A 24,242-nucleotide genomic window follows, 5' to 3' on the forward strand; every position below is an offset into this window, starting at 1 on the left:
GGCGCAAGCCGCCCAACTGTTTGCATAATCCCTGCGCAATTTTGCATAGTCACGCATTGCCATCCTTCACCGCACTCCGTAAAATCCTCCGCCTGTTTTTCAGCGTATTACACGCGATTTACGCAACACAACACCGATATAATAGGGTGTTTATGCTGGTCACCCAGCCACTTATGCTCGCAGGAAGAATGTTTTGGAGAAAAAATTAGGCCTCAGTGCCCTGACCGCGCTGGTACTCAGCTCCATGCTGGGTGCGGGTGTTTTCAGCTTGCCACAAAATATGGCGGCGGTCGCAGGTCCGGCCGCGTTGCTGACTGGCTGGCTGATCACCGGCGCAGGGATTATTTTCCTGTCGCTGGCGATGCTGCTGCTGACGCGACTCAAACCCGATCTGGATGGCGGTATCTTTACCTACGCCCGCGCTGGATTCGGTGAGTTGACGGGATTTTGTTCCGCCTGGGGTTACTGGCTGTGTGCGGTTATCGCCAACGTGTCCTATCTGGTTATTGTTTTCTCTGCCCTGAGTTTCTTCACCGATACGCCAGACAGGGTTATTTTTGGTAACGGGAATACCTGGCAGGCGATGCTGGGCGCATCCGTAGTGCTGTGGCTGGTTCACTGGCTGGTATTGCGGGGCGTTCAGACCGCCGCCAGCATTAACCTGCTGGCGACACTGGGCAAACTGGTGCCGCTGCTGCTGTTTGTGGTGCTGGCCGTCATGGCCTTCAATTATGACCGCTTCCATTTTGATTTTTCCGGGCTGAGCCTCGGCGTTCCGTTATGGCAACAGGTCAAACAGACCATGTTAATCACGCTGTGGGTGTTTATCGGCGTGGAAGGTGCTGTAGTGGTCTCGTCGCGAGCTCGCCATAAAAAGGATGTCGGACGGGCAACGCTGCTGGCCGTGCTGGCCGCCCTGCTGGTTTATCTGCTGGTCACCCTGCTGTCGTTAGGGATCGTGCCGCGCGCGGCGCTGGCCGAAATGCGTAACCCTTCAATGGCGGGCCTGATGACGCAACTGACGGGAAGCTGGGGTAACGCAATCATTGTCGTGGGCTTGATTATTTCTGTCTGCGGTGCCTATCTGAGCTGGACCATTATGGCGGCAGAAGTGCCGTTTATTGCCGCGCAGCAAGGTGCCTTCCCCCGCAGTATTGCCCGCCAGAACGTCCGTAATGCGCCAGCCGCCTCACTGTGGCTGACAAACGGTAGTGTGCAGGTTTGCCTGATCCTGATCGCCCTGACCGGTGCGGATTACAACATGCTGTTGACCATTGCCTCAGAAATGATTCTGGTGCCCTATTTGCTGGTGGGATTGTATTTGATCAAGGTGGTCAAAGGACAACATAAACCCTGGGCGCTCGTGACAGGCATCGGTGCCAGCGTGTACGGCATCTGGTTGCTGTATGCCTCCGGTCCACTGCATCTGTTTATGTCTGTCGTGCTCTATGCGCCGGGCATTTTGCTGTTTATGTTCGCACGTCGGGGCGGACATGCGGTGGCGCTGCGGCCCGTTGAGCGGGTTGCCATGGTCTGCATCATGGTGGCAACCCTGCCTGCGATGTGGGCCCTACTGACTTAGTGAGACTGACCGAGAACCACGCACAGCAGGTCATCCTGCTGTGTCAGCATCACGGGCTTACGGTACTCTTCATGAATCGCCTCCAGCTGTTTCTCTGACAGCGGATACGGAAGCTGGATATCCACGCGGGCAATGTGCTGCTGCTCGGCTAACGTAATCAGGCGGGCGATGTTGATTTCGTCGCTGACCTGGGTTGATATGATTTGCAAGGCTAATTCTTTCAGGTGATCTTCACTTGCCTGTAAACTGTGCGCAGATTTGCGTGTCACCATGCCGAATATGGGCAGTACGCCATAGATGGCATCCACAAAGCTCCAACGTTTTTTGCAGGATGCCGACAGGAAATCACTGTAGTTAAAGCGGATGCGATCACGGTATACCGCTGATGCCAGCTCTTTATCAAACACTTTGGCTCCTCAAGGTGATCACAATGAATCCGGAACTCATATTAAACGCAGGGTTAATGATTGCATATTTTGCGGATTATATACCAGTTACTCAAGGATATTTCGTGTGATTGGATAGAGCTCTGCGCCAGGAAAAGTTATGCTTTATCCCTCCTTTTTACGTTAGTGTGAACTATGCATAAAATCGTTTACGTAGAAGATGAACCGGAGGTCGGTTCGCTCATTGCCGCCTACCTGGGACGTCATGATATTGAGGTGATTGTTGAGACGCGCGGCGATCGGGCTGAAGCCACCATTGCCGAACAGCAACCCGACCTGGTCATGCTCGACATCATGCTGCCCGGCAAAGATGGCATGTCAATCTGCCGTGACTTACGAGCAAACTGGCAGGGGCCGATCGTGCTGCTGACCTCCCTTGACAGTGATATGAACCATATCCTCGCGCTGGAGATGGGCGCGCAGGACTATATTCTGAAAACGGCTCCCCCAGCCGTTCTGCTGGCGCGATTGCGTCTGCACCTGCGTCAGTCACAACAGGTGCAAAGTGAAGAAGCCCCTGCGCCGACGAAAAATACACGCATGTTGCGCTTTGGCTCACTGACCATCGATGCCCTGAATCGCCAGGTCGTGCTGTTTGAAGAAAATATCGCCCTGTCCACGGCGGATTTTGATCTGCTTTGGGTGCTGGCCAGCCATGCCGGACAAATTCTTAACCGTGATGCCTTGCTGAAAACCTTACGCGGCGTCAGTTACGATGGCATGGATCGCAGTATTGATGTTGCCATCTCGCGTTTGCGTAAAAAACTGCACGACAGCGCAACAGAGCCATTCCGTATCAAAACCATCCGCAACAAAGGCTATTTGTTTGCGCCGCAGGCCTGGGACACGCGTTCGGTATGAAAAAACTTTTTATTCAGTTCTACCTGCTGCTGTTTGTCTGTTTTCTGGTGATGTCGCTGATGGTCGGGCTGGTCTATAAATTTACCGCCGAACGCGCAGGCCGCCAGTCCATGAACGACTTGATGGCCAGCTCGCTATACCTGATTCGCAGTGAACTGCGTGAAATCCCGCCGCGCGACTGGAATAAGACGATCAAAAGTCTGGATCTCGGTTTGTCATTTGAGCTGCATATTGAGCCCATGAGCCGGTTCGAACTGGATGAAAATGAGTTACGCCGTCTGCGTGCGGGCGAAATCGTTGCGCTGGACGACAAATACACGTTCCTGCAACACATTCCGCGCAGTCATTATGTCCTGACCGTCGGACCTATACCTTACCTTTTTTATCTGCATCAAATGCGCCTGCTGGATATGGCACTGGTCGTATTTATTGGCATGTCGCTTGGGCTGCCGGTATTTATCTGGCTGCGTCCGCACTGGAAAGAGATGCTGCGACTGGAACATGCCGCTCAGCGTTTTGGTCAGGGGCAACTGGACGTGCGTACTCATTTCGACAGCACCTCCAGCCTGTTTCGCGTTGGCGTCGCATTTAACCAAATGGCTGAGAATATCAATACGCTCGTCGCCAGCAAGAAACAGCTTATTGATGGTATCGCTCACGAGTTGCGTACACCGCTTGTGCGGCTGCGCTATCGTCTGGAGATGAGCGATAATCTGAGCGAAGCCGAATCTGCGGCGCTGAATCGTGATGTGAGTCAGCTGGAAAGCCTGATTGAAGAGCTGCTGACCTATGCCCGTCTGGATCGTCCACGCGTCGACCTTAATTTGCAGTCGCTGGATCTGGCCAGCTGGTTGCGTGAACGCATGGAAGACTTCCAGGCCATCAACCCGGATACGCAGATTGAGCTGGATTTACCCCAGCGGGAAAACTACGGCGTTTCAGACACCCGGCTTATGGAGCGCGTGCTGGACAATCTTGTCAATAACGCGCTGCGCTATGCAAACCAGCGCCTGCGGGTCAGCTTATGGTTTGACGGCGCAGTCGGTAATTTGCAGGTCGACGATGACGGTCCGGGGATCCCCCATGAAGAACGTGAACGTGTATTTGAACCCTTTGTCCGGCTCGATCCAAGTCGCGACCGCGCAACGGGCGGCTGTGGACTTGGCCTGGCCATCGTTCACTCTATCGCCCATGCGGTCAGCGGCCGGGTTTCCGTTGAAACCAGCCCGCTTGGCGGTGCCAGCCTGCGTTTTAGCTGGCCGCTCGATCTCCCCTTTCGGGAACTTCCACGACGTTAACGCATTCAGGAGCTTTGTGTGAATTCAGCCTATCAACACCTTTGTAAGACCTTCCAGCGCCTGTCGCGTTTCAGTCATCTCAGCGCCATCGCCGGATGGGACATGCAAACCATGATGCCCGCCGGCGGCAGCGCCGCACGGGGCGAAGCGCTGGCGGAAATGAGTGTGCTGCAACATCAGATTCTGACGGATAAACGCATTGGCGACTGGCTGGATCAGGCAGAACAGCAATCGCTGAATGATGTTGAACGCGCCAATCTGGGCGAAATGCGCCGCGCTTATGTTCAGGCAACATTACTGCCTGCTGAACTGGTCGAAGCCAAATCCATTGCGGGATCGCGCTGTGAGCATGCCTGGCGCACACAGCGTCCGGCAAACGACTGGCAGGGTTTTGCGACCAATTTGAAAGAGGTCGTACGCTTAAGCCGTCAGGAAGCTGAACTACGTGCGCAAGCGAACGGCTGCTCCCGCTATGACGCGCTGCTTGACGTGTTTGAACCGGGCATGACCAGCGCCACGCTGGATCATACCTTCGGGCAGTTAAAAACCTGGCTTCCACACTTGTTGCAGCAGGTCGTCGAAAAACAGGCTCAGCAGCCGGTGATCACGCCCCAGGGACCGTTCCCGATAGCCTCACAGCGCGAACTGGGTTTACGCGTGATGGCCGAGCTGGGGTTTGATTTTAACCATGGCCGCCTGGACATTAGCGCGCACCCTTTCTGCGGTGGCGTGCCCGAAGATGTGCGTATTACCACCCGCTACAATCAGGATGAGTTTCTGAGCGCCATGATGGGCGTCATTCATGAGACTGGCCACGCGCGCTACGAACAGAATTTGCCTGAGCAATGGCGCGGTCAGCCGGTTGCGCTGGCGCGATCCACGGCCATCCATGAGTCACAAAGCCTGTTTATGGAAATGCAACTGGGACGCAGCGCACCTTTCCTGCAGCGTATCCTGCCGCAAATCATCAGTCAGCTCGGTGACCAGCCCGCCCTTCAGGCAGATAACTTTGTCCGGCTGACGCAGCAGGTTAAACCGGGCCTGATTCGGGTGGATGCGGACGAACTGAGCTATCCGGCGCACGTCATTCTGCGCTACGAGATCGAACGCGCGCTGATTGAAGGCGAGATTGAGGTTGAAGACATTCCGGCGCTGTGGGATGAAAAGATGCAACAATCCCTGGGTCTGGATACGCGCGGCAACTACCGCAATGGCTGCATGCAGGATATTCACTGGACCGATGGCGCCTTCGGCTATTTCCCGACATACACACTCGGGGCGATGTACGCTGCGCAGCTGTTCCAGGCGTTACAAAACGCAATTCCGCAATCCGCCGAGCTGATACAGCATGGCGACCTGCAGCCGGTATTTGACTGGCTGCAGCAGAATATCTGGCAACATGGCAGCCGTTTCACCACCGAACAGTTGATTGTCAATGCTACTGGCGAAGCGCTCAACCCAGACTATTTCCGCAAACATCTTGAGCAACGTTACCTGAACAGTTAAGGTAGCAGGCGGCCTGAGGGCCGCCTTTTCCTCCCGTACATCCCCTTTGTACAATCGGTTACACAGCGATACCAATCACCCACGGACGCGCCAGTTTTATTTTCATATAGTCTTCTCACCGGCCCCGCAGTGGGCTACACATGAAAAAATAGTCCGAGGATTTTGCAATGAAAAAATTATTTGCACTGGTAATCGCCGCTGCTATGGGTCTGTCTTCAGTTGCTTTCGCTGCTGAGACAACTGCCGCTCCTGCAACTGCTGCTCCAGCGGCTGCGACCACCACCGCTGCACCTGCTAAAGCTGAGCACAAAGCTGCTGTCCATAAGAAGCATCATAAAGCTGCACAGAAAGCGCAGGCTGCTAAGAAACACCACAAAAAAGCTGCCCAGAAAGCACAGGCCGCTAAGAAGAAAGTAGCGAAGAAAGACACTGCACAGAAAGCGCAGGCTGCTAAGAAACACACCAAAAAGCCAGCTCAGAAAGCCCAGGCTGCTAAAAAACACCACAAAAAAGCTGCCCAGAAAGCTCAGGCCGCTAAAAAGCACCACAAAAAAGCAGCCCAGAAAGCTCAGGCCGCTAAAAAACACACCAAAAAGCCAGCTCAGAAAGCCCAAGCAGCTAAAAAGCACCACAAAAAAGCCGCTAAAAAATAAGGTCGCCCTTTAGGGTCCGAGTAAGCGTTAATAATTAAAAACACCCGGTTCTGCCGGGTGTTTCTTTACTGGAGTGGCTAATATGGTCCGTCGCTATCGCTTCGAAATTATTCTGATTGTGATGATCTTATGTGGCGTTATCGCGGCCAGTTTTTTTATTTAGTCGCTGTAGCGTACTGATTCACTGAAAAAACTCCCTTTTTCACGCCTCACTGACTATAGTTATGTCACTTTAGTAATAACAAAAACGTTTTCTTTTTCTCGCTATTGAGAGTTCTATGCGCCTGGCTACCCTGTTAATCGTTGGACTTTTCAGTTTCACCGCGTTTGTTCATGCTGATGATAATGATGATTCACCGACACCCGCCGAAATTAAAATGTTGTTTTTTGGCAAAGATCATCGCCAGGCCATTACCGATGTCAGCGCGGCCCCCTGGGATGCGATAGGACAACTGGAAACCGAGAGCGGTAATCTGTGCACCGCCACGTTAATTTCTCCCCATCTTGCCCTGACGGCGGGCCACTGTTTACTGACACCTCCAGGTAAATTTGATAAACCCGTAGCGCTACGTTTTATGTCTACCAAAAAAGGCTGGCGCTACGAAATTCATGACATCGATGCGCGCGTTGAGCCGTCGCTGGTGCATAAGCTGAAAGCGGATGGCGAAGGCTGGATCGTCCCCAGCAATGCAGCGCCGTTCGATTACGGTTTGATTATTTTGCGCAATCCCCCTTCTGCCATTACGCCGATTCCGCTGTTTGAAGGTTCGCGTAGTGACTTAACCGAAGCGCTGAAAGCGGCGGGCCGCAAGGTGACCCAGGCAGGTTATCCCGCCGATCATCTCGACAGCCTGTATTCACACAGCGACTGCCTGATTACCGGCTGGGCGCAACGGGCGGTTTTATCGCATCAGTGCGATACCTTGCCTGGCGACAGCGGTTCTCCGCTCCTGCTGAAAGGCGATAAGGGCTGGCAACTGATAGCGGTGCAGAGTTCTGCCCCGGCGGCGAAAGACCGTTATCTGGCTGACAACCGCGCGATTGCCGTGACGTCATTTAAAGACCGGCTGGAAGCGCTGGCGCAGTAGCTCTCACCGTTACACAAAAAAGCCCGCATTCTTAAATGCGGGCTTTTTTATTCTTACAAGACCCTGTTTGCCGCCGTCAGGCGGTGATCTGCTCCATCGCCTGCATGATGCGCTTATCTGAAATGGGATAAGGCGTGCCAAGCTGCTGTGCGAACAGGCTGATGCGGAGTTCTTCCAGCATCCAGCGAATATGCAGCACATCCTCATCATCCTGACGCTGCGGCGGCAGTTTGTTGCGCCAGGCCTGCCAGGCCTGTTCAACGGCCTGAACCCGGAGCATACGGGCGCGGTCGCTGTGGGGATCAACCGGCAATTTTTCCAGCCGACGCTCAATACCGTGCAGGTAACGCAAGGTATCTGCCAGATGCTGCCAGCCATTTTGGGTCACAAATCCCCGGTACACCAGCCCATTCATCTGCGCCTTAATATCGGCCAGCGCCAGCGCCAGTGTCATATCAACCCGACCTTTAAGGCGCTTATTGATATTGAAGACCGCCGTCAGAATCTGCTCAACCTGCGTTGCTATCTCCACCACGGTATCATTCAGCTCGGCGCGGACCTTCTCGCGCAGCGCATCGAAGGCCGCCTGTTCCCAGGCCGGTCCACCCGCCTCGGCAATCAGCTTATCGATACCGCAGGCAATACAGTCATCGATCAGCTCCATCACTTTGCCATAGGGATTGAAATAGAGGCCCAGCTTGGCTTTATTCGGCAATTTTTCGTGCAGATATTTCACCGGCGACGGAATATTCAGCAACAGCAACCGACGCTGACCGCGCCACATCATTTTCTGCTGCTCATGCTCACTGTCGAATAACCGGATGGCCACACTGTCTTTCTCATCGACCAGCGCGGGCCAGGCTTTTACCTGATAGTTGCCGCGTTTTTGCTCGTAGCTGCGAGGCAAATCGCCAAAGCTCCAGAGGTGTAAACCGCGCTGTTCCAGACCATCATCCGCCACGTTGGACAGCGTTTCCTGCACCTTGCCTTTAAGCAGCACTTTCAGCGCCGCGAGATCTTTACCTTCCTGCAGCTTACGGTTGTGTTCGTCTACCACCCGGAAGGTCATTTTCAGATGATCGGGCACCTGTTCCCATTGCCAGTCGTCCCGCTCCAGCGTCACGCCCGTCATCCGGCGGAACTCGCGCGACAGGGCATCAAGCAGCGGCATTTCCATTGCGGTCACGCGGCCTAAAAACGCCTCGGCATAGTTTGGCGCGGGCACCAGATGACGACGCAGCGGCTTCGGTAACGATTTAATCAGCGCAATAATCAGTTCACGCCGTACACCGGGAATCTGCCACTCAAAGCCGGCTTCATCGACCTGGTTCAGCAGCGGAAGCGGAATATGGACCGTCACGCCATCGGCATCCGCACCGGGTTCAAACTGATAACTCAACCTGAGTTTGAGATTGCCCTGATGCCAGACATTGGGATAGTCGAGCTGGCTGACCGTATCGGCGCCCGCTTTGATCAGCATCTGCTTATCAAAATTGAGCAGTTCCGGGGTGGTTTTGCTGACCTGTTTCCACCAGCTGTCAAAGTGGCGTGCGGAAACCACCTCTTTCCCTACACGTTGGTCGTAAAAGGCAAACAAGGTTTCGTCATCTACCAGAATGTCGCGGCGACGCGATTTATGTTCCAGGTCTTCCACTTCACTGCGCAGCTTCTGATTAGCACGGAAAAATGCGTGGCGCGTTTGCCAGTCGCCTTCCACCAGCGCGTGGCGAATAAACAATTCGCGACTCAGCGTAGGATCGATCGCGCCATAGTTGACCTTGCGCGCGGCCACAATCGGCAAGCCGTACAAGGTGACTTTCTCACTGGCCATGACGGCGCCCTGCGATTTCTCCCAGTGCGGTTCACTGTAGCTACGTTTGATCAGATGCTGTGCCAGCGGTTCTATCCATTCCGGATCGATACGCGCGGCAATACGGCCCCAGAGTCGGCTGGTTTCCACCAGCTCCGCCACCATTGTCCACTTGGGCGGTTTTTTGAATAAACCTGAGCCCGGAAAAATGGCAAAGCGCGCATTGCGTGCACCGGTAAACTCCTGCTTTTCCGCATCTTTCTGGCCGATATGCGACAGTAAACCGGTCAGTAACGCGCAGTGGATCTCGCGATACTCCGCCGGTTCGCTGTTCACCGGAATACCAAGTTCACGGACCACCTGACGCAGTTGGGTATAGATATCCTGCCATTCCCGTACGCGCAGATAGTTAAGGAAATCGGCTTTACACTGGCGACGGAAGACATTGCCGGACAGCGCTTTTTGCTGCTCGCCCAGGTAGTTCCACAGGTTAACAAAGGCCATAAAATCAGACTCTTTGTCAGCAAAACGCCGGTGTTTTTCATCGGAGGCCTGCTTCTTTTCTGCCGGGCGTTCGCGCGGATCCTGTATCGACAAACCTGCCGCGATAATCATCACTTCGCGCACACAGCCGTACTGCCGGGCAGCCAGCACCATGCGTGCCAGGCGCGGATCCACCGGCAGTTGCGCCAACTGGCGGCCGGAGCCGGTGAGCTTATAATGGCCTTCTTCGCTCAGGGTCAGCGCGCCCAGCTCCTCCAGCAATCTGACGCCGTCCTGAATATGGCGTTTATCCGGCGCTTCCACAAACGGGAATGCCGCAATATCGCCCAGTCCCAGCGCGGTCATCTGCAGAATGACTGAGGCCAGATTGGTGCGCAGAATTTCGGGATCGGTAAAGGCCGGACGGCTCAGGAAATCTGCTTCAGAATACAACCGGATACAGATCCCTTCCGATACGCGGCCGCAACGTCCTTTACGCTGATTCGCGGAAGCCTGAGAAATGGGCTCTATCGGCAGACGCTGAACTTTGGTGCGGTAGCTGTAGCGGCTGATGCGCGCCGTGCCCGGATCGATGACGTACTTGATGCCCGGCACGGTGAGCGAGGTTTCGGCAACGTTCGTCGCCAGCACGATACGTCGCCCGCTGTGTGACTGAAATACCCGATTTTGCTCACTGTTCGACAGACGCGCATACAGCGGCAGCACTTCGGTATGCGGCAAATCGCGCTTCATCAGCGCATCGGCGGTATCGCGAATCTCCCGCTCGCCGCTCATGAAGATCAGAATATCGCCCCGGCCCTCCTGGCTCAGCTCATCAACCGCATCAAATATCGCCTGAAGCTGATCGCGTTCCACATCGTCCGCCTCTTCGACGACCGGACGATAACGGACTTCCACCGGATAAGTCCGGCCCGATACTTCAATCACCGGCGCGTTGTTAAAGTGGCGGGAGAAGCGCTGCGGATCGATAGTCGCCGAGGTGATAATGACTTTAAGATCCGGACGGCGCGGCAGCAGCTCACGCAAATAGCCCAGCAGGAAGTCGATATTCAGACTGCGTTCGTGCGCTTCATCGATGATGATGGTGTCATACTGCATCAACAGGCGATCCTGCTGGATCTCCGCCAGCAGAATCCCGTCGGTCATCAGCTTAATCTGCGTGGTTTCACCGACCTGATCATTAAAGCGCACTTTGTAGCCGACGCAGCCGCCCAGCGACGTTTCCAGCTCTTCGGCAATGCGGTTCGCGACGGTGCGCGCCGCAAGACGACGAGGTTGCGTATGGCCAATTAAACCGGTGATACCGCGTCCCAGCGCCAGGCAAATTTTGGGCAACTGGGTGGTTTTTCCCGACCCGGTTTCACCTGCCACGATCACGACCTGATGAGCGCGAATCGCATCCGCGATATCCTGCTGTTTCTGACTGACCGGAAGATTATCCGGGAACGTGATGTGCGGTGTGGCGGCAATACGCTGGGCCACGCGCTGCTCAGCCGCGAGAATATCCTGCTCCAGTTCGGCGGCAATACCGTGTTGGGCATCAGGATTTTTCACTTTTCTGGCACCGTGCAACCGGCGTTGCAGCCGCTGCCGGTCGCGCAGCATCAGGGCATCAAGCCGCGACCAAAGCGGCGTTAAGGGAGATGAAACCGGAGAAGACATAGTAATGACGTACCTTACTCAGGCGGTATGGACTCAGCGTACAGTGCTAAGATAACCCGCTGATTAACGATAATAATTGCGCCTATCATAGCACATTCCCGTTTGCCGCGCGGACCTCGCGCATGACGGGTTGTTCAATTAATTCGAATATAGCTCTCGAAATATTGCGCTTTCCCGCTCCGTTCAATGTTTGTAAAGTGTAAGCCATTGAGCGGGAAGCCTTCCGCGTAACAGACAGGAAACTACGATGAGCAAAGTATTAGTTCTGAAATCAAGCATTCTTGCAGGCTATTCACAATCTGGTCAGCTGGCTGACTTCTATGCTGAGCAGGCAAAGGCCAAAGGCGATCAGGTGACCGTGCGTGACCTGGCAGAAAACCCGGTACCGGTGCTGGATGGTGAGTTAGTGGGCGCGCTGCGTCCTTCCGATGCGCCGCTGTCTCCGCGTCAGCAGGAAGCCTTGTCACTGTCTGATGCGCTGATTGCAGAGCTGCAGGCACATGATGTGGTGGTGATTGCTGCCCCAATGTACAACTTCAACATTCCTACGCAGTTGAAGAACTATTTCGACCTGATCGCCCGTGCTGGCGTGACCTTCCGTTATACCGAAGCCGGCCCGGAAGGCCTTGTCAAAGGCAAGCGCGCAGTGATTCTGTCCAGCCGTGGTGGCATTCACAAAGATACCGCTTCTGACCTGCTGACTCCTTACGTCAAGCTGTTCCTGGGCTTTATCGGTATCACTGATGTCGAGTTTGTGTTTGCCGAAGGCATTGCCTATGGCCCGGAAGTCGCGACAAAAGCCACCGCCGAAGCAAAAGACGCGATCAAACACATCGTTGCGGCCTGATTCGCCGATCTTATCTGGAAAACCGGGCTGAGCCCGGTTTTTTTATGCCTGCCGTACAACGTTGTCGCCCGGCTATTTCCTGAGCCACTGTCCGTTGATGCCGCGTACATATTCCCCCGCTGCGGCACGGTTTACCAGCTTCTGTCCGGCGATTCTGGCCACCTCATCCGTTGTCAGGTTGTTCTGCTCTGCCAGACGTTGATACTGTGCAGCACGACCGTCATTAATGCGTTTAACCAGTGCCAGCGTGTCGCTGTCATCTGCGCGCGGCGCAATATATCCTGACAGTGTTTCTCCCACCCGACCTGACTGACGGGCTTCATCCAGCGTCAATGCCCAGGCGGGCAGGCTCATCGTAAGGGCCAGTAAGCATGTGATGCCGATGCGTTTCATGCGGGCTCTCCTCAAAACAGGTCGCTCTGATTTTTCAGTAACGCTTCCACATCCTTGTCCACTTTAATGTGGATCTCATGCTCGATTTTCACATTCATGTTGATGGTAATCGGATCTTTTGGCGCGGCAACTTCGATGCGCGGTACACAGCCCGTCAGCGGAAGTCCGGCTATCAGCAGCAGTAAGGCCCTGAGGCTCATGGTGAGGGTTCCTTTTTCGACGGCAGAGTGGCATTTTCCTCCACCCAGGATTGCAAATTATCGCCAAAGCGCAGGCTGCGCCACAACTGGAACAGGTTTTCCTGATGACGATAGTTTAAATTTACGGTCTGGTTGCGGTTGCTGAAACGGCTGGTGCCCTGCACCTGCGCGACCATGGTCAGTTCGCCCAGATTATCCAGATTCAGCGTGGCCCAGGAACGCGAAATCTCCATATAGCGCAGCCAGTCCATCGCGGCGCCTGCCGCAATATTATTTTGGGTGATGGCATCGGCCATGTCTTTATCCATCCGGAAGGTCAGCGGCCCGCTGTTGGCAATCCAGCCATTTTCGATGATCCAGCGCGCATTCGTGATCCACAGCGGTAATTCGCCATTCACCCTGCCCGACATCGCGAACTGCCTGGGTTTAATCGCGCTGACGAGTTTACTCAGGCTGATATCCCGAAGCGACACACGCGCCGGGCTGTGCTGTGGCATCCGCAGAGACGGCATCGTAATTTTCCCGCCCAGCAGATCCATGCTGACATCCTGCAACCAGAGCGGATCGTTTTCCCGCCATGGCCAGGCACCTTGTAAGTCAGCCTGAATATTCTGCATGGCAAACTGATTCTTGATTTCTGCGATGCGCAATGAAACTGGTCCACGCAAGCCAAAATGCCACTGTTGGTTTTGCAGACGGAATGGCAGCGAGAAATCGATGCCGTTAATCTGGCTGTCTGGCGTAGAGACGCTGCCGTTTTTCACCGTCCAGTGTCCGCCCGCGTGAAAACCCTGCTGAGCGGCGGCAGAAAACGCCACCTGAGCGCGCAGTTCGCCCGCGCGAATTTTCATTTTCAGATCGGGGCTGAGCAACGTCTGAAAAACCGTCAGCGACTGCGTGGGCCACCAGGCCTGACCGCGCAGGCGCTCGCCATCCCAGCGCCCGTTAACCCGTACCGGGCCGACCTTGCCGGCTTTCAGTTCGCCGCCCCAGACAAAATGACCAGGATCGCGCCCGCGGGCGGCAAAATCCAGCGTTGAGTGAGCCAGCCAGCCCCCGTAGCTGAAGTGCGTCTGACCGGCCTGCATCTGAAATTTTCCGCCAAAGGAAGGATTGTCCGCCTCTCGCTGCCAGTTCACCGGGGCAGTCAGGATTAAACGCGGCTTTTCCACCCGCACGCTGCCGTATTGCATCTGGTTAAAACCGGTCGACAAGGTATCAAGATGGATAAGCGTGCCGCGCCAGCCACCGGTTCCCCTGACATCCCATTTCGCCTGTAACGGATGCATCTCGCCTTCTCCCCAGTAGCGCCAGCGCCATTCACCCGTATCCGGCCAGAAGTCACGGGCCCCGCCGTCCAGATGCAGGGTGAAGCGGCCAAAGCTGGGATCGTGCGCGCGCAGAATGGCCTGCAGGCGTCCAGAAATGCCCCGGGACGATAAGCGCACCCCCGCCAGCGGCCAGCGCGCTTCATCCACGTTCAGCGTTGAAAGTAAACGCCCGCGCAGGCGCAACAGTGCGTTGGGTTTAACAATCAGTTCGGGATTCAGTAATGATCCGGTCAGTTGCCCAGGAATACTGCCGAACAGCTGCATGGCAGCAAATTTACTGTCGCCGGTCAGTTGTAACGGCAGCTGGCTTTGCGTCAGGCTGAGATGACCGGGACCTATGCCCAGAACGACATTGCCTTTGCCGCCCCGTCCCTGCGTCAGCAGGTTAAGGCGACCAGTGACCCTTGTGGCATCCAGCCCGGCCTGCCAGTTATCCAGCGTCAGCGTCACAAAGCCCGACAAGGGTTGCGCCGTGAGTGGCCAGTAATATTCACCCTTCTCAATAGTGATGCGGTCACGGCTGGCCTGCCACGGAAGACGCAGCAAGGGACGGGCAGCATCCGCTGTGGTGATGCTCAGCAGGCCGCTTTCATGCTGCCAGCTCAGTGCCGCTTTTAGCGGTTGCGGAAACCCGTCCAGGGCCAGCGCGCCCGCGATCTCGCCGTTAACCGGCAGGCCGTTAGCGTATTGCGGCAGTTCAAAATGACCTTTGAGGCTGAGCGGCTCGGGAAGCGCCGGATGGGTGATCGTCAGTTGTCTGACCATCAGCTGCTGACCTTCCAGCGTGGCCTCAAGCTGTAAATTATCGCCCCGGTAATGCAGCTGCTGGCTGGCTTTATTGAGGGTCAAATCCAGGCCACCGGCATAGTCCTGCCAGGGCGAGATTGTCAGTTTATCAATGTGAATATCTGCGCCCGGCAGCATGGCCTGCCACTCTGCCAGCGTTTTCGGTGCGGTTGAGGCGGTTTGTGATTCGGGCAGCTGTTGCAGGCATTCGCTTTGCAACGTGACCTGTTGTGCGTTGAGCGTCCAGCGCGACTGTTGCCGGCCCAGCGCCGCGTTTTTGACGCTCGCCAGGCGACAGTCACCGGCTAAATAATGAAGAGATGGGAAAATGAGTTGCCCGTCATGCCAGCGTGGGCTGTTTTTCAGTTCGACGCGCGTGCCTGCAGGTAGCCAGAGGCCCACCAGACGCGGCAGCCACTGTGTAAGAGTCAGCAGTAATCCCAGCAGCAATAAAATCAGCGCCAGAATCGCGGCCAGGCGTCGACGGAAACTCCGTGGCATGAAAACAAGACTCCTTTTTTTTCAATATCCTGGGCGTAATGATGGCACGTAACACGCCGAAGGTGAAGGTTTGACCGGTAAGGTTAAAGAGGTGTCAGCAAAAAGTAAGAGAAAACGTTATCCTTGTTGCATCCCTTTTCCAGGAGCACCACGATGAAAATCGCCGTATACAGTACTAAACACTACGACCAGAAATATTTTGAACAGGTCAATAAACAGTATGGTTTCGATCTGGTCTTTTATGATTTTTTGCTGAGCGAAAGCACGGCCAAGACCGCCGTAGACTGTGATGCGGTTTGCCTTTTTGTGAATGACGACGGTAGCCGCCCGGTGCTGGAGGAACTGGCGGAATTGGGGGTGAAATTTATCGCCCTGCGCTGCGCCGGATTTAATAATGTCGATCTGAAAGCCGCGGCTGAACTGGGTCTGGAAGTGGTTCGCGTGCCCGCCTATTCCCCGGAAGCCGTCGCTGAACATGCCGTCGGCCTGATGATGACATTGAATCGCCGTATTCATCGCGCCTATCAACGCACCCGCGATGCGAATTTTTCGCTGGACGGCCTGACCGGTTTTAATATGCATAACAAAACCGCCGGCATTATTGGCACCGGCAAAATAGGCATAGCCACCCTGCGCATCTTAAAAGGATTTGGCATGCGTTTACTGGCCTTCGATCCCTATCCTTCGGAACAGGCGTTATCGCTGGGCGCGGAATATGTCGATCTGAAAACCCTGTTTGCCGAGTCGCATGTGATTACACTGCATTGCCCGTTAACGCCGGAAAACCATCATCTGCTTAATGCTAACGCGTTTGCGCAGATGCGCGATGGCGTCATGATTATTAATACCAGTCGGGGTGGGTTAATTGATTCTCAGGCCGCCATTGATGCACTTAAGCAGCAAAAAATTGGCGCGTTAGGCATGGACGTTTATGAGAATGAGCGGGATTTGTTCTTTGAAGATAAATCGAATGATGTCATTCAGGATGATATTTTCCGCCGCCTGTCAGCCTGCCACAACGTGCTGTTCACAGGCCATCAGGCTTTTTTGACCGCTGAAGCTCTGACGGCGATTTCAGAAACCACGCTGGAAAACCTCAGCCGGCTTCATCGTGGCGAAGACTGTCCGAACCGGGTGACGGCCTGATAACGCAGGCCGGTCACAGCCGGCCTCCGCGTTTAGCGGGCGCAGTTACCGCCGAGCAATGCCTGCTCGCTGCAGCGGCGTCCGTTGACTAACTGACACATGCCGATGCGCGAGCCGTCCAGTTGATTTGAAAACGCCAGCGTTCCCCCTGCATTGGTACAACTGGCCTCCGCCATTGCAGACATAACCACACGTGGCTGAACGTGGGCGGCGGTGGCTTGTTGTGGCGGCTCGTTGTCATCGCTGTTACTGCTGCAGGCAGACAATAACAACGCGGCACCAGCCAGCAGAAAAGTCGCGGCTTTCATCAATCAGACTCCGGGAAGGTGAGTTAAAGGCTAAGCAAGAATATGTCAGCCCTGACACGCGGTCGAGAGAAGAAATAGCTTTTTACAAAAAATATTCTGACCTATTACAAGCAGAATTATCCTGTTATCACATAGTCACGTGGCGGAATATAGTTTAACCATGATGTCGAGCGGAGAAAAAGAATGTTAATGGATATGCTGATTCGTATCGCGCTGGCGGGCATTCTGGGCGGTCTGATTGGCCTGGAGCGTCAGATGCGTGCCAAAGAAGCCGGATTACGTACTCATATTCTGGTCGGGATTGGCAGTGCGATGTTTATGCTGGTGTCTAAATATGGCTTTGCCGACATGTTGATGAAGGATCACGTTGCACTCGATCCCAGCCGCGTCGCGGCACAGGTTGTCAGCGGCATGGGTTTTCTGGGTGCCGGAACGATTCTGATCCAGAAACAGGTGGTTAAAGGCCTGACGACGGCAGCCGGGCTTTGGGTTACCGCCGCAATCGGCCTGGTCATCGGGAGCGGCATGTATGAAATCGGCATTTACGGCACCGTGCTGGCTCTGGTGGTGCTCGAGGTTTTCCGCCGTTTGAGTCATTTACTGATTGGTAAACACCATACGTTAATTGTTTATCTCAAGGCGAAAAGCGTGCCGCTGGTGCTGTTGGTCATGCAACGCGAAGGCATCCGCTATGGCAATATTTCGGTCATTAACCGGGACGAGGAAAGCGGTTTATGTGAATTAAGCGTTCAGGTTACCCTCTCCCGGAAATCCAGCGATGCGCATCTGTATGACAAAATCATGGAAGTAAAGGGCGTGCAGTCGCTGGAGATGATGTAGGACATGGATGCTGCGTTGTGCCGCTTCCGCACGATAAAAGCGTAGATGCACGTTCTTGTCGGGCGGGATAAATCCCACCCGACAGTAGACATATTCTTACCCTCACCATGAGATCTTCATTTCTGCTTTCATTGCGGCTTATTGTCGGCGTGAATAACGCCTTTATCTGACCGTGTTTATTCTCTGCTTTTCATCTTATCTCTCTTGCCAGTGCAGTTGGCAAAAATAAGACGGAAGGCAAAATATCGTGGTCAGTCACCATCAGGTTTATGCTTAACGATAATTGATATTGGAAATTGCACGCGTAATCCGTACCATACGCGGCATACTTTGCCTGCTGACAATCTTCGGCGGGTGATAACCTGTCATAAAAGCAAATCAGGGGGCACGGCAACAGGCTCAAATGTGCCCCTTTGATTATTGAGAAGCGACGTAATGCTGCAAAATCAAGAAATTAACAAGAAAGAACAATACAACCTCAACAAGCTCCAGAAGCGTTTGCGTCGTCACGTAGGCGAGGCCATTGCCGATTTTAATATGATCGAAGAAGGCGACCGCATCATGGTTTGCCTGTCTGGTGGTAAAGACAGCTATACCATGCTGGAGATCCTGCGTAGCCTGCAGAAGAGCGCGCCGGTGAGTTTCAGTCTGGTGGCAGTCAATCTTGATCAGAAGCAACCCGGCTTTCCGGGGCACATCCTGCCGGAATATCTTGAGGCGCAAGGTGTTGAGTACAAAATTGTCGAGGAAGACACCTACTCTATCGTTAAAGAGAAGATTCCAGAGGGCAAAACCACCTGCTCGCTGTGCTCGCGTCTGCGTCGTGGCATTTTGTACCGCACAGCCACAGAGCTGGGCTGTACCAAAATTGCGCTGGGCCACCATCGCGATGACATCCTGCAAACGCTGTTTTTAAATATGTTCTACGGCGGCAAGATGAAAGGCATGCCACCGAAGCTGATGAGCGATGACGGGAAACACATTGTCATTCGTCCACTGGCCTACTGCCGCGAGAAAGATATCATTCGTTTCTCCGAAGCGCGTCAGTTCCCGATTATCCCGTGTAACCTGTGTGGTTCGCAGCCTAACCTGCAGCGTCAGGTGGTGGCAGATATGCTGCGCGACTGGGATAAACGCTATCCGGGCCGGATTGAAACCATGTTCAGCGCGATGCAGAACGTCGTGCCGTCACACATGGCCGACGTGAATCTGTTTGATTTCAAAGGCATTAAGCACGGGGATGCGGTGGTGGATGGCGGCGATCTCGCTTTCGATCGCGAAACCCTGCCGGTGAATCCGGTTGGCTGGCGCAGCGATGAAGACGATGCACCCGATGTCAGTGAACGCCTTGATGTTTTAGAAATTAAATAACGCTGCTGAATACATTAAAGGTAAAGGGCATGCGCGTAAACGCATGCCCTTTTTTTATACGTTGCGGTGAGGCGGCGGGTCCATTATCGGCGGAAACTCCGGATCCGGTGGCGGATCGGGTTGCGGCTGAGGAATGGGGGGCGGATCGGTTGGAATCGGCTCGCTGTTATGTATCGCCTTCATACCGTGCTCCTCTGTAGCGAATGAACATTAAGCTTAGGAAAGATTAGGCCTTTCAGCCAGCAGGTAAAAAAAAAGCCGGCAACAAGGCCGGCGTAGGTCGAATCAACTGTACTATGCAGTTATTCAAAAAAAGGAAGTAAGACAATATGGAGCGCAACGCCCATCGCTTGACGTTGCATTCACCTGCGGGAGAGAGTTTGCGTCAGTTGCCTCCGGCAGGTATTGATGTCGATCAGCTTTACTTCTGTTAAGCCCTCTGTCACTAAGGCAATTCACAGGCTTTGTCTGTCAAAGCCAACGCCGCTTACGTAAATACCCCGCCACGCCTAACGCCAGTATGACCAGTAAAATACAGAACACGCTGAAGCCGTAGCGCCATCCGCCGCCGGGAATGCCGCCCAGGTTGACACCAAACAGCCCGGTTAAAAAGGTAGCGGGCAGAAAAATCATCGCCATCAGCGACATCGTATAGGTGCGGCGATTCATGGATTCGGCCATTACCGAGGCGACTTCATCGGCCAGCACGGCCGTTCTGGCTACGCCCGCGTCCAGATCGTCCAGGCCGCGCCCCAGCCGGTCGGCAATCTCCTGCATGCGGCGGCGCTCACTGTCGTCCATCCAGGGCAGTTTCTCACTGGCGAGCCGGGCAAAAACATCACGCTGTGGAGCCATGTAACGGCGCATCACAATCAGCTGTTTGCGCAGCAGACCCAGTTCACCCCGCGGGGGAATGCGTTGGTCCAGTAAGGCATCTTCGAGCTCAATGATTTTGTCATGCAGGTCTTCGATAAATTCGCTGGTGTGACCGGTTAACGCATCGCAGACCTCGACCAGCCAGCTGCCACAGTTGACCGGGCCGTTACCGTTTTCGAGATCGGTCAGCACTTCATCCACGGCAAACACTTTACGTCGCCGGGTGGACACAATGAGCTGATCATTAATAAACACCCGCATTGCCACTAACTGGTCAGGGCGCGCATCGCTGTTATGGTTCACGCTGCGCAGGACAATCATAAAACCGTCCCCCAACCGGGACACGCGAGGCCGCATGCTTTCACCGGCCAGCGCATCACGCACGGCATCCGGGATCTGAGGCGTGGATTGCAGCCATTCAGCGCTGCGGGGATGGGTATAATTGAGATGCAGCCAGCAGGGATGCTCATCGTGCAGCACCTGGGTTTCATCAATCGGTATCATGCCGCCCTTTCCATCCAACTGGCAGGAAATGATGGCATCTGTTACCTGAAGCGATTTTCCTTTCACACCGTCCACACCGTTACCCCGCTATCAAAATCAATACGATACAGTCTAGCGTGGCGGTGTTGAGTTGCAATCCTGAGCCTGTGTACAAAGATGTCAGAAGTCGGCCCAAGGCAGGCCGCCTTAGATCAGTGTTTCTCAATCCACAGTTCACGGCTGTAGGCGACGTCTTCCGGGTTGGTGATTGGATAGCCTTTCACCCACGGCTTGATCAGGCGACCATTGGTGTACTGGTAAATGGGCGCGATGGGGGCCTGTTCCGCAATGATTTGTTCGGCCCGGTTGTAATCTGCATTGCGGGCCTGGTCACTGGTTTCCATGCTCGCCTTGGCGATCACGGCATCATATTCGGCATTTTTGAAGCGCGGGATATTACTGCTGTTGCCGGATGTCAGCAGAGTTAAAAAGGTCGACGGCTCATTGTAGTCCCCCACCCAGGAGGCGCGGATGACGTCAAAGCGTCCAGAGTTTCGGCTGTCGATATAGGTTTTCCACTCCTGATTTTCCAGCTTCACGTCCACGCCAAGATTCTTCTTCCACATGGATGCAACCGCAATGGCAATCTTCTGGTGGCTTTCAGACGTATTATACAGCAGCGTCAGCTTCAGGGGTTTCGCCGGCCCGTATCCTGCCGCCGCCAGCAACGCTCTGGCCTGCGCGTCCATCTCTTGTTGATTATGCTGTTGCTGCAAGGCAGGCAGCGGTTTAAATCCGGCGGTCACATCTGGTGTAAAGTGCCAGGCCGGTTTTTCACCCGTGCCCAAGACTTTGTCCGCGATAACCTGGCGATCGATACTCCATGACAGCGCTTTGCGAACGCGCGCATCGGCCGTAGGGCCCTGCTGCGTATTAAACGCGTAATAGTAGGTTCCGAGTTGATCCGGCGTATAAACCTGCCCCGGCAGCGTCTTTTTCAGCAGGGCATACATGTTTTTAGGAAACGATTCGGTAATGTCCACATCGCCCGCGCGGTAGCGCTTGGTGGCGCTGGATTCTTCGTTGATGGGCAAAAAGGTCACTTTAGTTAACACGGAGTGCGCGTTATCCCAGTAGCGGGGATTACGCACCAGTACGATTTTTTCGTTAACCACTCGGCTGTCAAGTTGGTAAGCGCCGTTTCCGACCAGCTTGCCGGGCTGTGTCCACTGATCGCCCTCTTTCTCAATCACGCGTTGCGGGACGGGATAGAAAGCCACATTAGACACCATGGCCGGAAACCAGGGCACCGGGCGCGAGAGCGTCACTTTCAGGCGGTGTTTATCCAGCGCGGTGACGCCCAGTTTGTCCGGTGTTGTCGTCCCTTTAGTGATAGCGTCCGCCTCACTTAAACCACTGAGCGCGACAAAAGAGGCCTGAGACGAACTGGTTTTAGGATCCACTACGCGCTGCCAGCTGTAGACAAAATCCTGTGCAGTGACGGGCTCGCCATCAGACCAGCGTGCATTATTGCGCAGGGTGAAAATCCAGACTTTGTTATCACTGCTGCTCCAGCTTTGTGCCACGCCCGGCACAATTTTCCCGTGAGCATCCTGGCTGGTGAGCCCTTCGTAGAGATCGCGCATCACCTGGATTTCGGGCAGTCCCACGGCTTTAGCCGGGTCAAATGACGCAGGCTCATCTTTGATGTGACGGACAATCTCTTGTTTTGCGGCGAGCTGCGCGCCTGCGGGCACCTCTGCGGCAAAAACGGGTAAGGTGGCGCTAAGCAGACTCAGGGCGGTTAGCGTTGGAGAAAAGCGAATAATCATGTTCACCCCTTTACGATAAAGAAGTGCTGCATCAGCGTCTCACTGAGTCAGCCTGTTACCGGCCACTTTATCGCAAATTGCTGATTGATAAATAGCTATTTTCCCCCGGCGGCTTTTCCGCTACTTTTAAGGAAACCCTCTGGAGAATGTCACTATGCCGTCAATGCATCCCCGCTCACAGCGCGGAAAACTGGCTATTTCCTGGCAGCAATACGGGCGTTCCGTTCTGGGTGCCCCGCTGCTCTGGTTTCCCGCCAATCAGACTGACAGCAACAGTGGACTGATTCTGGCTGGCACGCACGGTGATGAAAACGCCGCGATTGCGGCCCTTTCTGCGGCGCTGCGCACCCTGCCTGACGGCCTGCGCCGTCATCACGTTGTTCTGGCGGTCAATCCCGATGGCTGCCAGCTGGGGCTGCGGGCGAATGCTAATGGCGTTGACCTGAACCGTAACTTCCCGGCGGCTAACTGGCAGTCAGGTGAAACGGTGTACCGCTGGAACAGCGCGGCAGACGCGCGGGATGTGACGCTTTCGACAGGGGCACATCCCGCCTCAGAGCCGGAAACCCAGGCATTATGCAGCCTGATTCATCAGCTAAAACCGGCCTGGGTGGTTTCCTGGCATGAGCCGCTGGCCTGTATCGAAGATCCGCATCACGCCGAGGTCGGTGCCTGGCTGGCCGCGCAGACGGGTTTGCCGCGCGTCAGCAGCGTGGGCTATGCCACGCCCGGCTCCTTTGGCAGTTGGTGTCACGACCTGAGTCTGCCGTGCGTGACCGCAGAGATGCCCGTCATTGCGGTAGATGAGGCGACGGAAACGTGGCTGGAGGTGATGGTTAATCTGCTGCGCTGGCAGCCGTGATTAATGCTCCGTTCTGTACCTTCAGGGCGGGCTCGACATCGACAGCCAGCCAGGTGGCACCATCCAAATCGGCAAAGCGCACCATAGGTACCAGCGGCAAGGCGGCGCGAATCGCCCGGGACGTACAGATCATGCAGCCCAACATCAGCGTAAAGCCCTGATCGCGCGCAGCCTGTGCCAGCGCCAGCGCTTCCGTCAGCCCACCGGCTTTATCAAGCTTGATATTCACCATGTCGTAGCGCCCATGCAGCGCGGGCAGGCTTTCCCGCGTGTGGCAACTTTCATCGGCACAGATGGGTAAAGGGTGAATAAAATTTGCCAGCGCCTCGTCTTCTCCAGCCGGTAACGGCTGTTCCAGCATAGCGATTTCCAGATCGGCTAGCAGCTGGCAGCGTGCCGCCAGGCCTTCAGCGTGCCATGACTCATTCGCATCCACGATTAACGTGGCGTCGGGCACCGCCGCACGGATCGCCATCAGGCGCTCGGTGATAAAGTTGTTGTCCATTTTAATTTTGAGCAGCGTTGCGCCATGCTGCCACAGTGCCTGGGCACTGCTGGCCATCGCCTCTGGTGTATCAATGCTGACCGTTTGTGCGGTGATCACTGACGCGATCGGTGCAATGCCGACGACCTGCTCCAGCGTGCGGTGCTGCTGCCGGGCGGCCAGATCCCACAGCGCGCAGTCAATGGCGTTCCGGGCGGCCCCTGCGGGCAACAGCGTTTGCAGTGCCTCGCGGGTCAGGCCCTGCTGAAGCTGGGGCATCACCGTCGCGATGTGCTCCAGCACCAGCGCTTCGCTTTCGCCATAGCGCGTATAAGGCGTGGCTTCTCCCGTGCCTTTTACTCCGTTTTCTTCAATTTCCACCACCACGACTTTGGCTTCAGTGCGGCTGCCGCGCGCGATGACAAACGGCGTATGCAACGGCCAGGCTTCGGGATAACATTTTACCGTCCTCATTAGCGCTCCTTGTTGTCAGCGATTCATCACTGTCATTTAAATTCAGGCAACAATTACACTCGTAAACCCTTAAAATTTATGTCATAAACAAAGGCTAT

The 24,242-nt window shown here is 55.0% G+C and carries 21 protein-coding genes; 11 read left to right on the forward strand and 10 right to left on the reverse strand.

The annotated features are described in order from the left end of the window. Positions 1-193 precede the first annotated feature (193 nt). Positions 194-1,582 (forward strand): basic amino acid/polyamine antiporter, encoded by a 1,389-nt coding sequence (locus tag C1N64_RS13315; RefSeq protein WP_033741762.1) that lies wholly within the window; start codon positions 194-196, stop codon positions 1,580-1,582. Here C1N64_RS13315 and C1N64_RS13320 read toward each other — a convergent pair. Then, on the reverse strand, positions 1,579-1,989 hold the full coding sequence (locus C1N64_RS13320; protein WP_394514877.1) for a hypothetical protein: 411 nt from the start codon (positions 1,987-1,989) through the stop codon (positions 1,579-1,581). The two genes, C1N64_RS13315 and C1N64_RS13320, sit on opposite strands and share 4 nt — an antisense overlap. 174 nt (positions 1,990-2,163) lie before the next feature. Between C1N64_RS13320 and rstA the strand changes: the two genes are divergently transcribed. The 5 genes from rstA (at position 2,164) to C1N64_RS13345 (ending at position 7,434) form a co-directional block, all read left to right on the forward strand. Next, complete coding sequence (gene rstA, locus C1N64_RS13325; protein WP_006119256.1) at positions 2,164-2,889, forward strand: two-component system response regulator RstA; 726 nt, start codon at positions 2,164-2,166, stop codon at positions 2,887-2,889. After that, positions 2,886-4,187 (forward strand): two-component system sensor histidine kinase RstB, encoded by a 1,302-nt coding sequence (gene rstB, locus C1N64_RS13330; protein ID WP_394514878.1) that lies wholly within the window; start codon positions 2,886-2,888, stop codon positions 4,185-4,187. The genes rstA and rstB overlap by 4 nt, the downstream gene beginning before the upstream one ends. An 18-nt stretch (positions 4,188-4,205) precedes the next feature. Further along, complete coding sequence (locus C1N64_RS13335; RefSeq protein WP_394514879.1) at positions 4,206-5,693, forward strand: carboxypeptidase M32; 1,488 nt, start codon at positions 4,206-4,208, stop codon at positions 5,691-5,693. Between the two features lie 167 nt (positions 5,694-5,860). Continuing rightward, a complete protein-coding gene (gene asr / locus C1N64_RS13340) occupies positions 5,861-6,346 on the forward strand; it encodes an acid resistance repetitive basic protein Asr (RefSeq protein WP_006119259.1) in 486 nt (161 codons plus the stop codon). Between the two features lie 278 nt (positions 6,347-6,624). Beyond that, the gene (locus tag C1N64_RS13345; protein WP_006119261.1) at positions 6,625-7,434 is read left to right on the forward strand and encodes a trypsin-like serine peptidase; all 810 of its coding nucleotides are present in this window, start codon (positions 6,625-6,627) and stop codon (positions 7,432-7,434) included. Between the two features lie 76 nt (positions 7,435-7,510). Here C1N64_RS13345 and hrpA read toward each other — a convergent pair whose 3' ends face one another. Further along, positions 7,511-11,410, reverse strand: a complete 3,900-nt coding sequence (gene hrpA, locus C1N64_RS13350) for an ATP-dependent RNA helicase HrpA (RefSeq protein WP_394514880.1) — start codon at positions 11,408-11,410, stop codon at positions 7,511-7,513. A gap of 247 nt (positions 11,411-11,657) precedes the next feature. On the opposite strand from hrpA, the gene azoR reads away from it, so the two are divergent. Next, the gene (gene azoR, locus C1N64_RS13355; protein WP_006119264.1) at positions 11,658-12,257 is read left to right on the forward strand and encodes an FMN-dependent NADH-azoreductase; all 600 of its coding nucleotides are present in this window, start codon (positions 11,658-11,660) and stop codon (positions 12,255-12,257) included. Positions 12,258-12,329: 72 nt separating this feature from the next. On the opposite strand, the gene C1N64_RS13360 is transcribed toward azoR, so the two are convergent. Genes C1N64_RS13360 through C1N64_RS13370 form a run of 3 tightly spaced genes read right to left on the reverse strand, consistent with a single transcriptional unit; the run spans position 12,330 to position 15,468 of the window. Beyond that, positions 12,330-12,650 (reverse strand): YdbL family protein, encoded by a 321-nt coding sequence (locus tag C1N64_RS13360; RefSeq protein WP_033741770.1) that lies wholly within the window; start codon positions 12,648-12,650, stop codon positions 12,330-12,332. An 11-nt stretch (positions 12,651-12,661) separates the two neighbouring features. Then, positions 12,662-12,850: a YnbE family lipoprotein gene (locus tag C1N64_RS13365; RefSeq protein ID WP_006119266.1), complete on the reverse strand. Its 189-nt coding sequence runs from the start codon at positions 12,848-12,850 to the stop codon at positions 12,662-12,664. After that, the gene (locus C1N64_RS13370) at positions 12,847-15,468 is read right to left on the reverse strand and encodes a YdbH family protein (RefSeq protein WP_394514881.1); all 2,622 of its coding nucleotides are present in this window, start codon (positions 15,466-15,468) and stop codon (positions 12,847-12,849) included. The genes C1N64_RS13365 and C1N64_RS13370 overlap by 4 nt, the downstream gene beginning before the upstream one ends. Before the next feature lie 153 nt (positions 15,469-15,621). On the opposite strand from C1N64_RS13370, the gene C1N64_RS13375 reads away from it, so the two are divergent. Further along, positions 15,622-16,614, forward strand: coding sequence for a 2-hydroxyacid dehydrogenase (locus tag C1N64_RS13375; RefSeq protein WP_006119268.1), 993 nt, complete (start codon positions 15,622-15,624; stop codon positions 16,612-16,614). A gap of 32 nt (positions 16,615-16,646) precedes the next feature. Here the strand turns inward: C1N64_RS13375 and C1N64_RS13380 are convergent, their stop codons facing one another. Further along, a complete protein-coding gene (locus tag C1N64_RS13380; RefSeq protein ID WP_006119270.1) occupies positions 16,647-16,922 on the reverse strand; it encodes a putative hemolysin in 276 nt (91 codons plus the stop codon). 183 nt (positions 16,923-17,105) lie between these two features. Between C1N64_RS13380 and C1N64_RS13385 the strand changes: the two genes are divergently transcribed. Together C1N64_RS13385 and ttcA are read left to right on the forward strand one after the other, a co-directional pair. Next, positions 17,106-17,762 (forward strand): MgtC/SapB family protein, encoded by a 657-nt coding sequence (locus tag C1N64_RS13385; protein ID WP_006119272.1) that lies wholly within the window; start codon positions 17,106-17,108, stop codon positions 17,760-17,762. Positions 17,763-18,197: 435 nt separating this feature from the next. Next, positions 18,198-19,133, forward strand: a complete 936-nt coding sequence (gene ttcA / locus C1N64_RS13390; protein WP_205958494.1) for a tRNA 2-thiocytidine(32) synthetase TtcA — start codon at positions 18,198-18,200, stop codon at positions 19,131-19,133. A gap of 54 nt (positions 19,134-19,187) precedes the next feature. Here ttcA and C1N64_RS13395 read toward each other — a convergent pair whose 3' ends face one another. The 3 genes from C1N64_RS13395 to C1N64_RS13405 form a co-directional block, all read right to left on the reverse strand. Continuing rightward, positions 19,188-19,316 carry a hypothetical protein gene (locus tag C1N64_RS13395; RefSeq protein ID WP_255421282.1) on the reverse strand — a complete coding sequence of 43 codons (129 nt, stop codon included), beginning with the start codon at positions 19,314-19,316 and terminating at the stop codon, positions 19,188-19,190. 288 nt (positions 19,317-19,604) lie between these two features. After that, positions 19,605-20,588, reverse strand: coding sequence for a zinc transporter ZntB (gene zntB, locus C1N64_RS13400; protein ID WP_006119281.1), 984 nt, complete (start codon positions 20,586-20,588; stop codon positions 19,605-19,607). Positions 20,589-20,704: 116 nt separating this feature from the next. Continuing rightward, complete coding sequence (locus tag C1N64_RS13405) at positions 20,705-22,324, reverse strand: peptide ABC transporter substrate-binding protein (protein ID WP_375123903.1); 1,620 nt, start codon at positions 22,322-22,324, stop codon at positions 20,705-20,707. Positions 22,325-22,478: 154 nt separating this feature from the next. On the opposite strand from C1N64_RS13405, the gene mpaA reads away from it, so the two are divergent. Beyond that, on the forward strand, positions 22,479-23,186 hold the full coding sequence (gene mpaA, locus C1N64_RS13410) for a murein tripeptide amidase MpaA (protein ID WP_394514882.1): 708 nt from the start codon (positions 22,479-22,481) through the stop codon (positions 23,184-23,186). On the opposite strand, the gene ycjG is transcribed toward mpaA, so the two are convergent. Beyond that, on the reverse strand, positions 23,161-24,144 hold the full coding sequence (gene ycjG, locus C1N64_RS13415) for an L-Ala-D/L-Glu epimerase (protein WP_058701846.1): 984 nt from the start codon (positions 24,142-24,144) through the stop codon (positions 23,161-23,163). The two genes, mpaA and ycjG, sit on opposite strands and share 26 nt — an antisense overlap. Positions 24,145-24,242: the final 98 nt, after the last annotated feature.

It is taken from the genome of Pantoea sp. SGAir0215 (assembly GCF_043543215.1).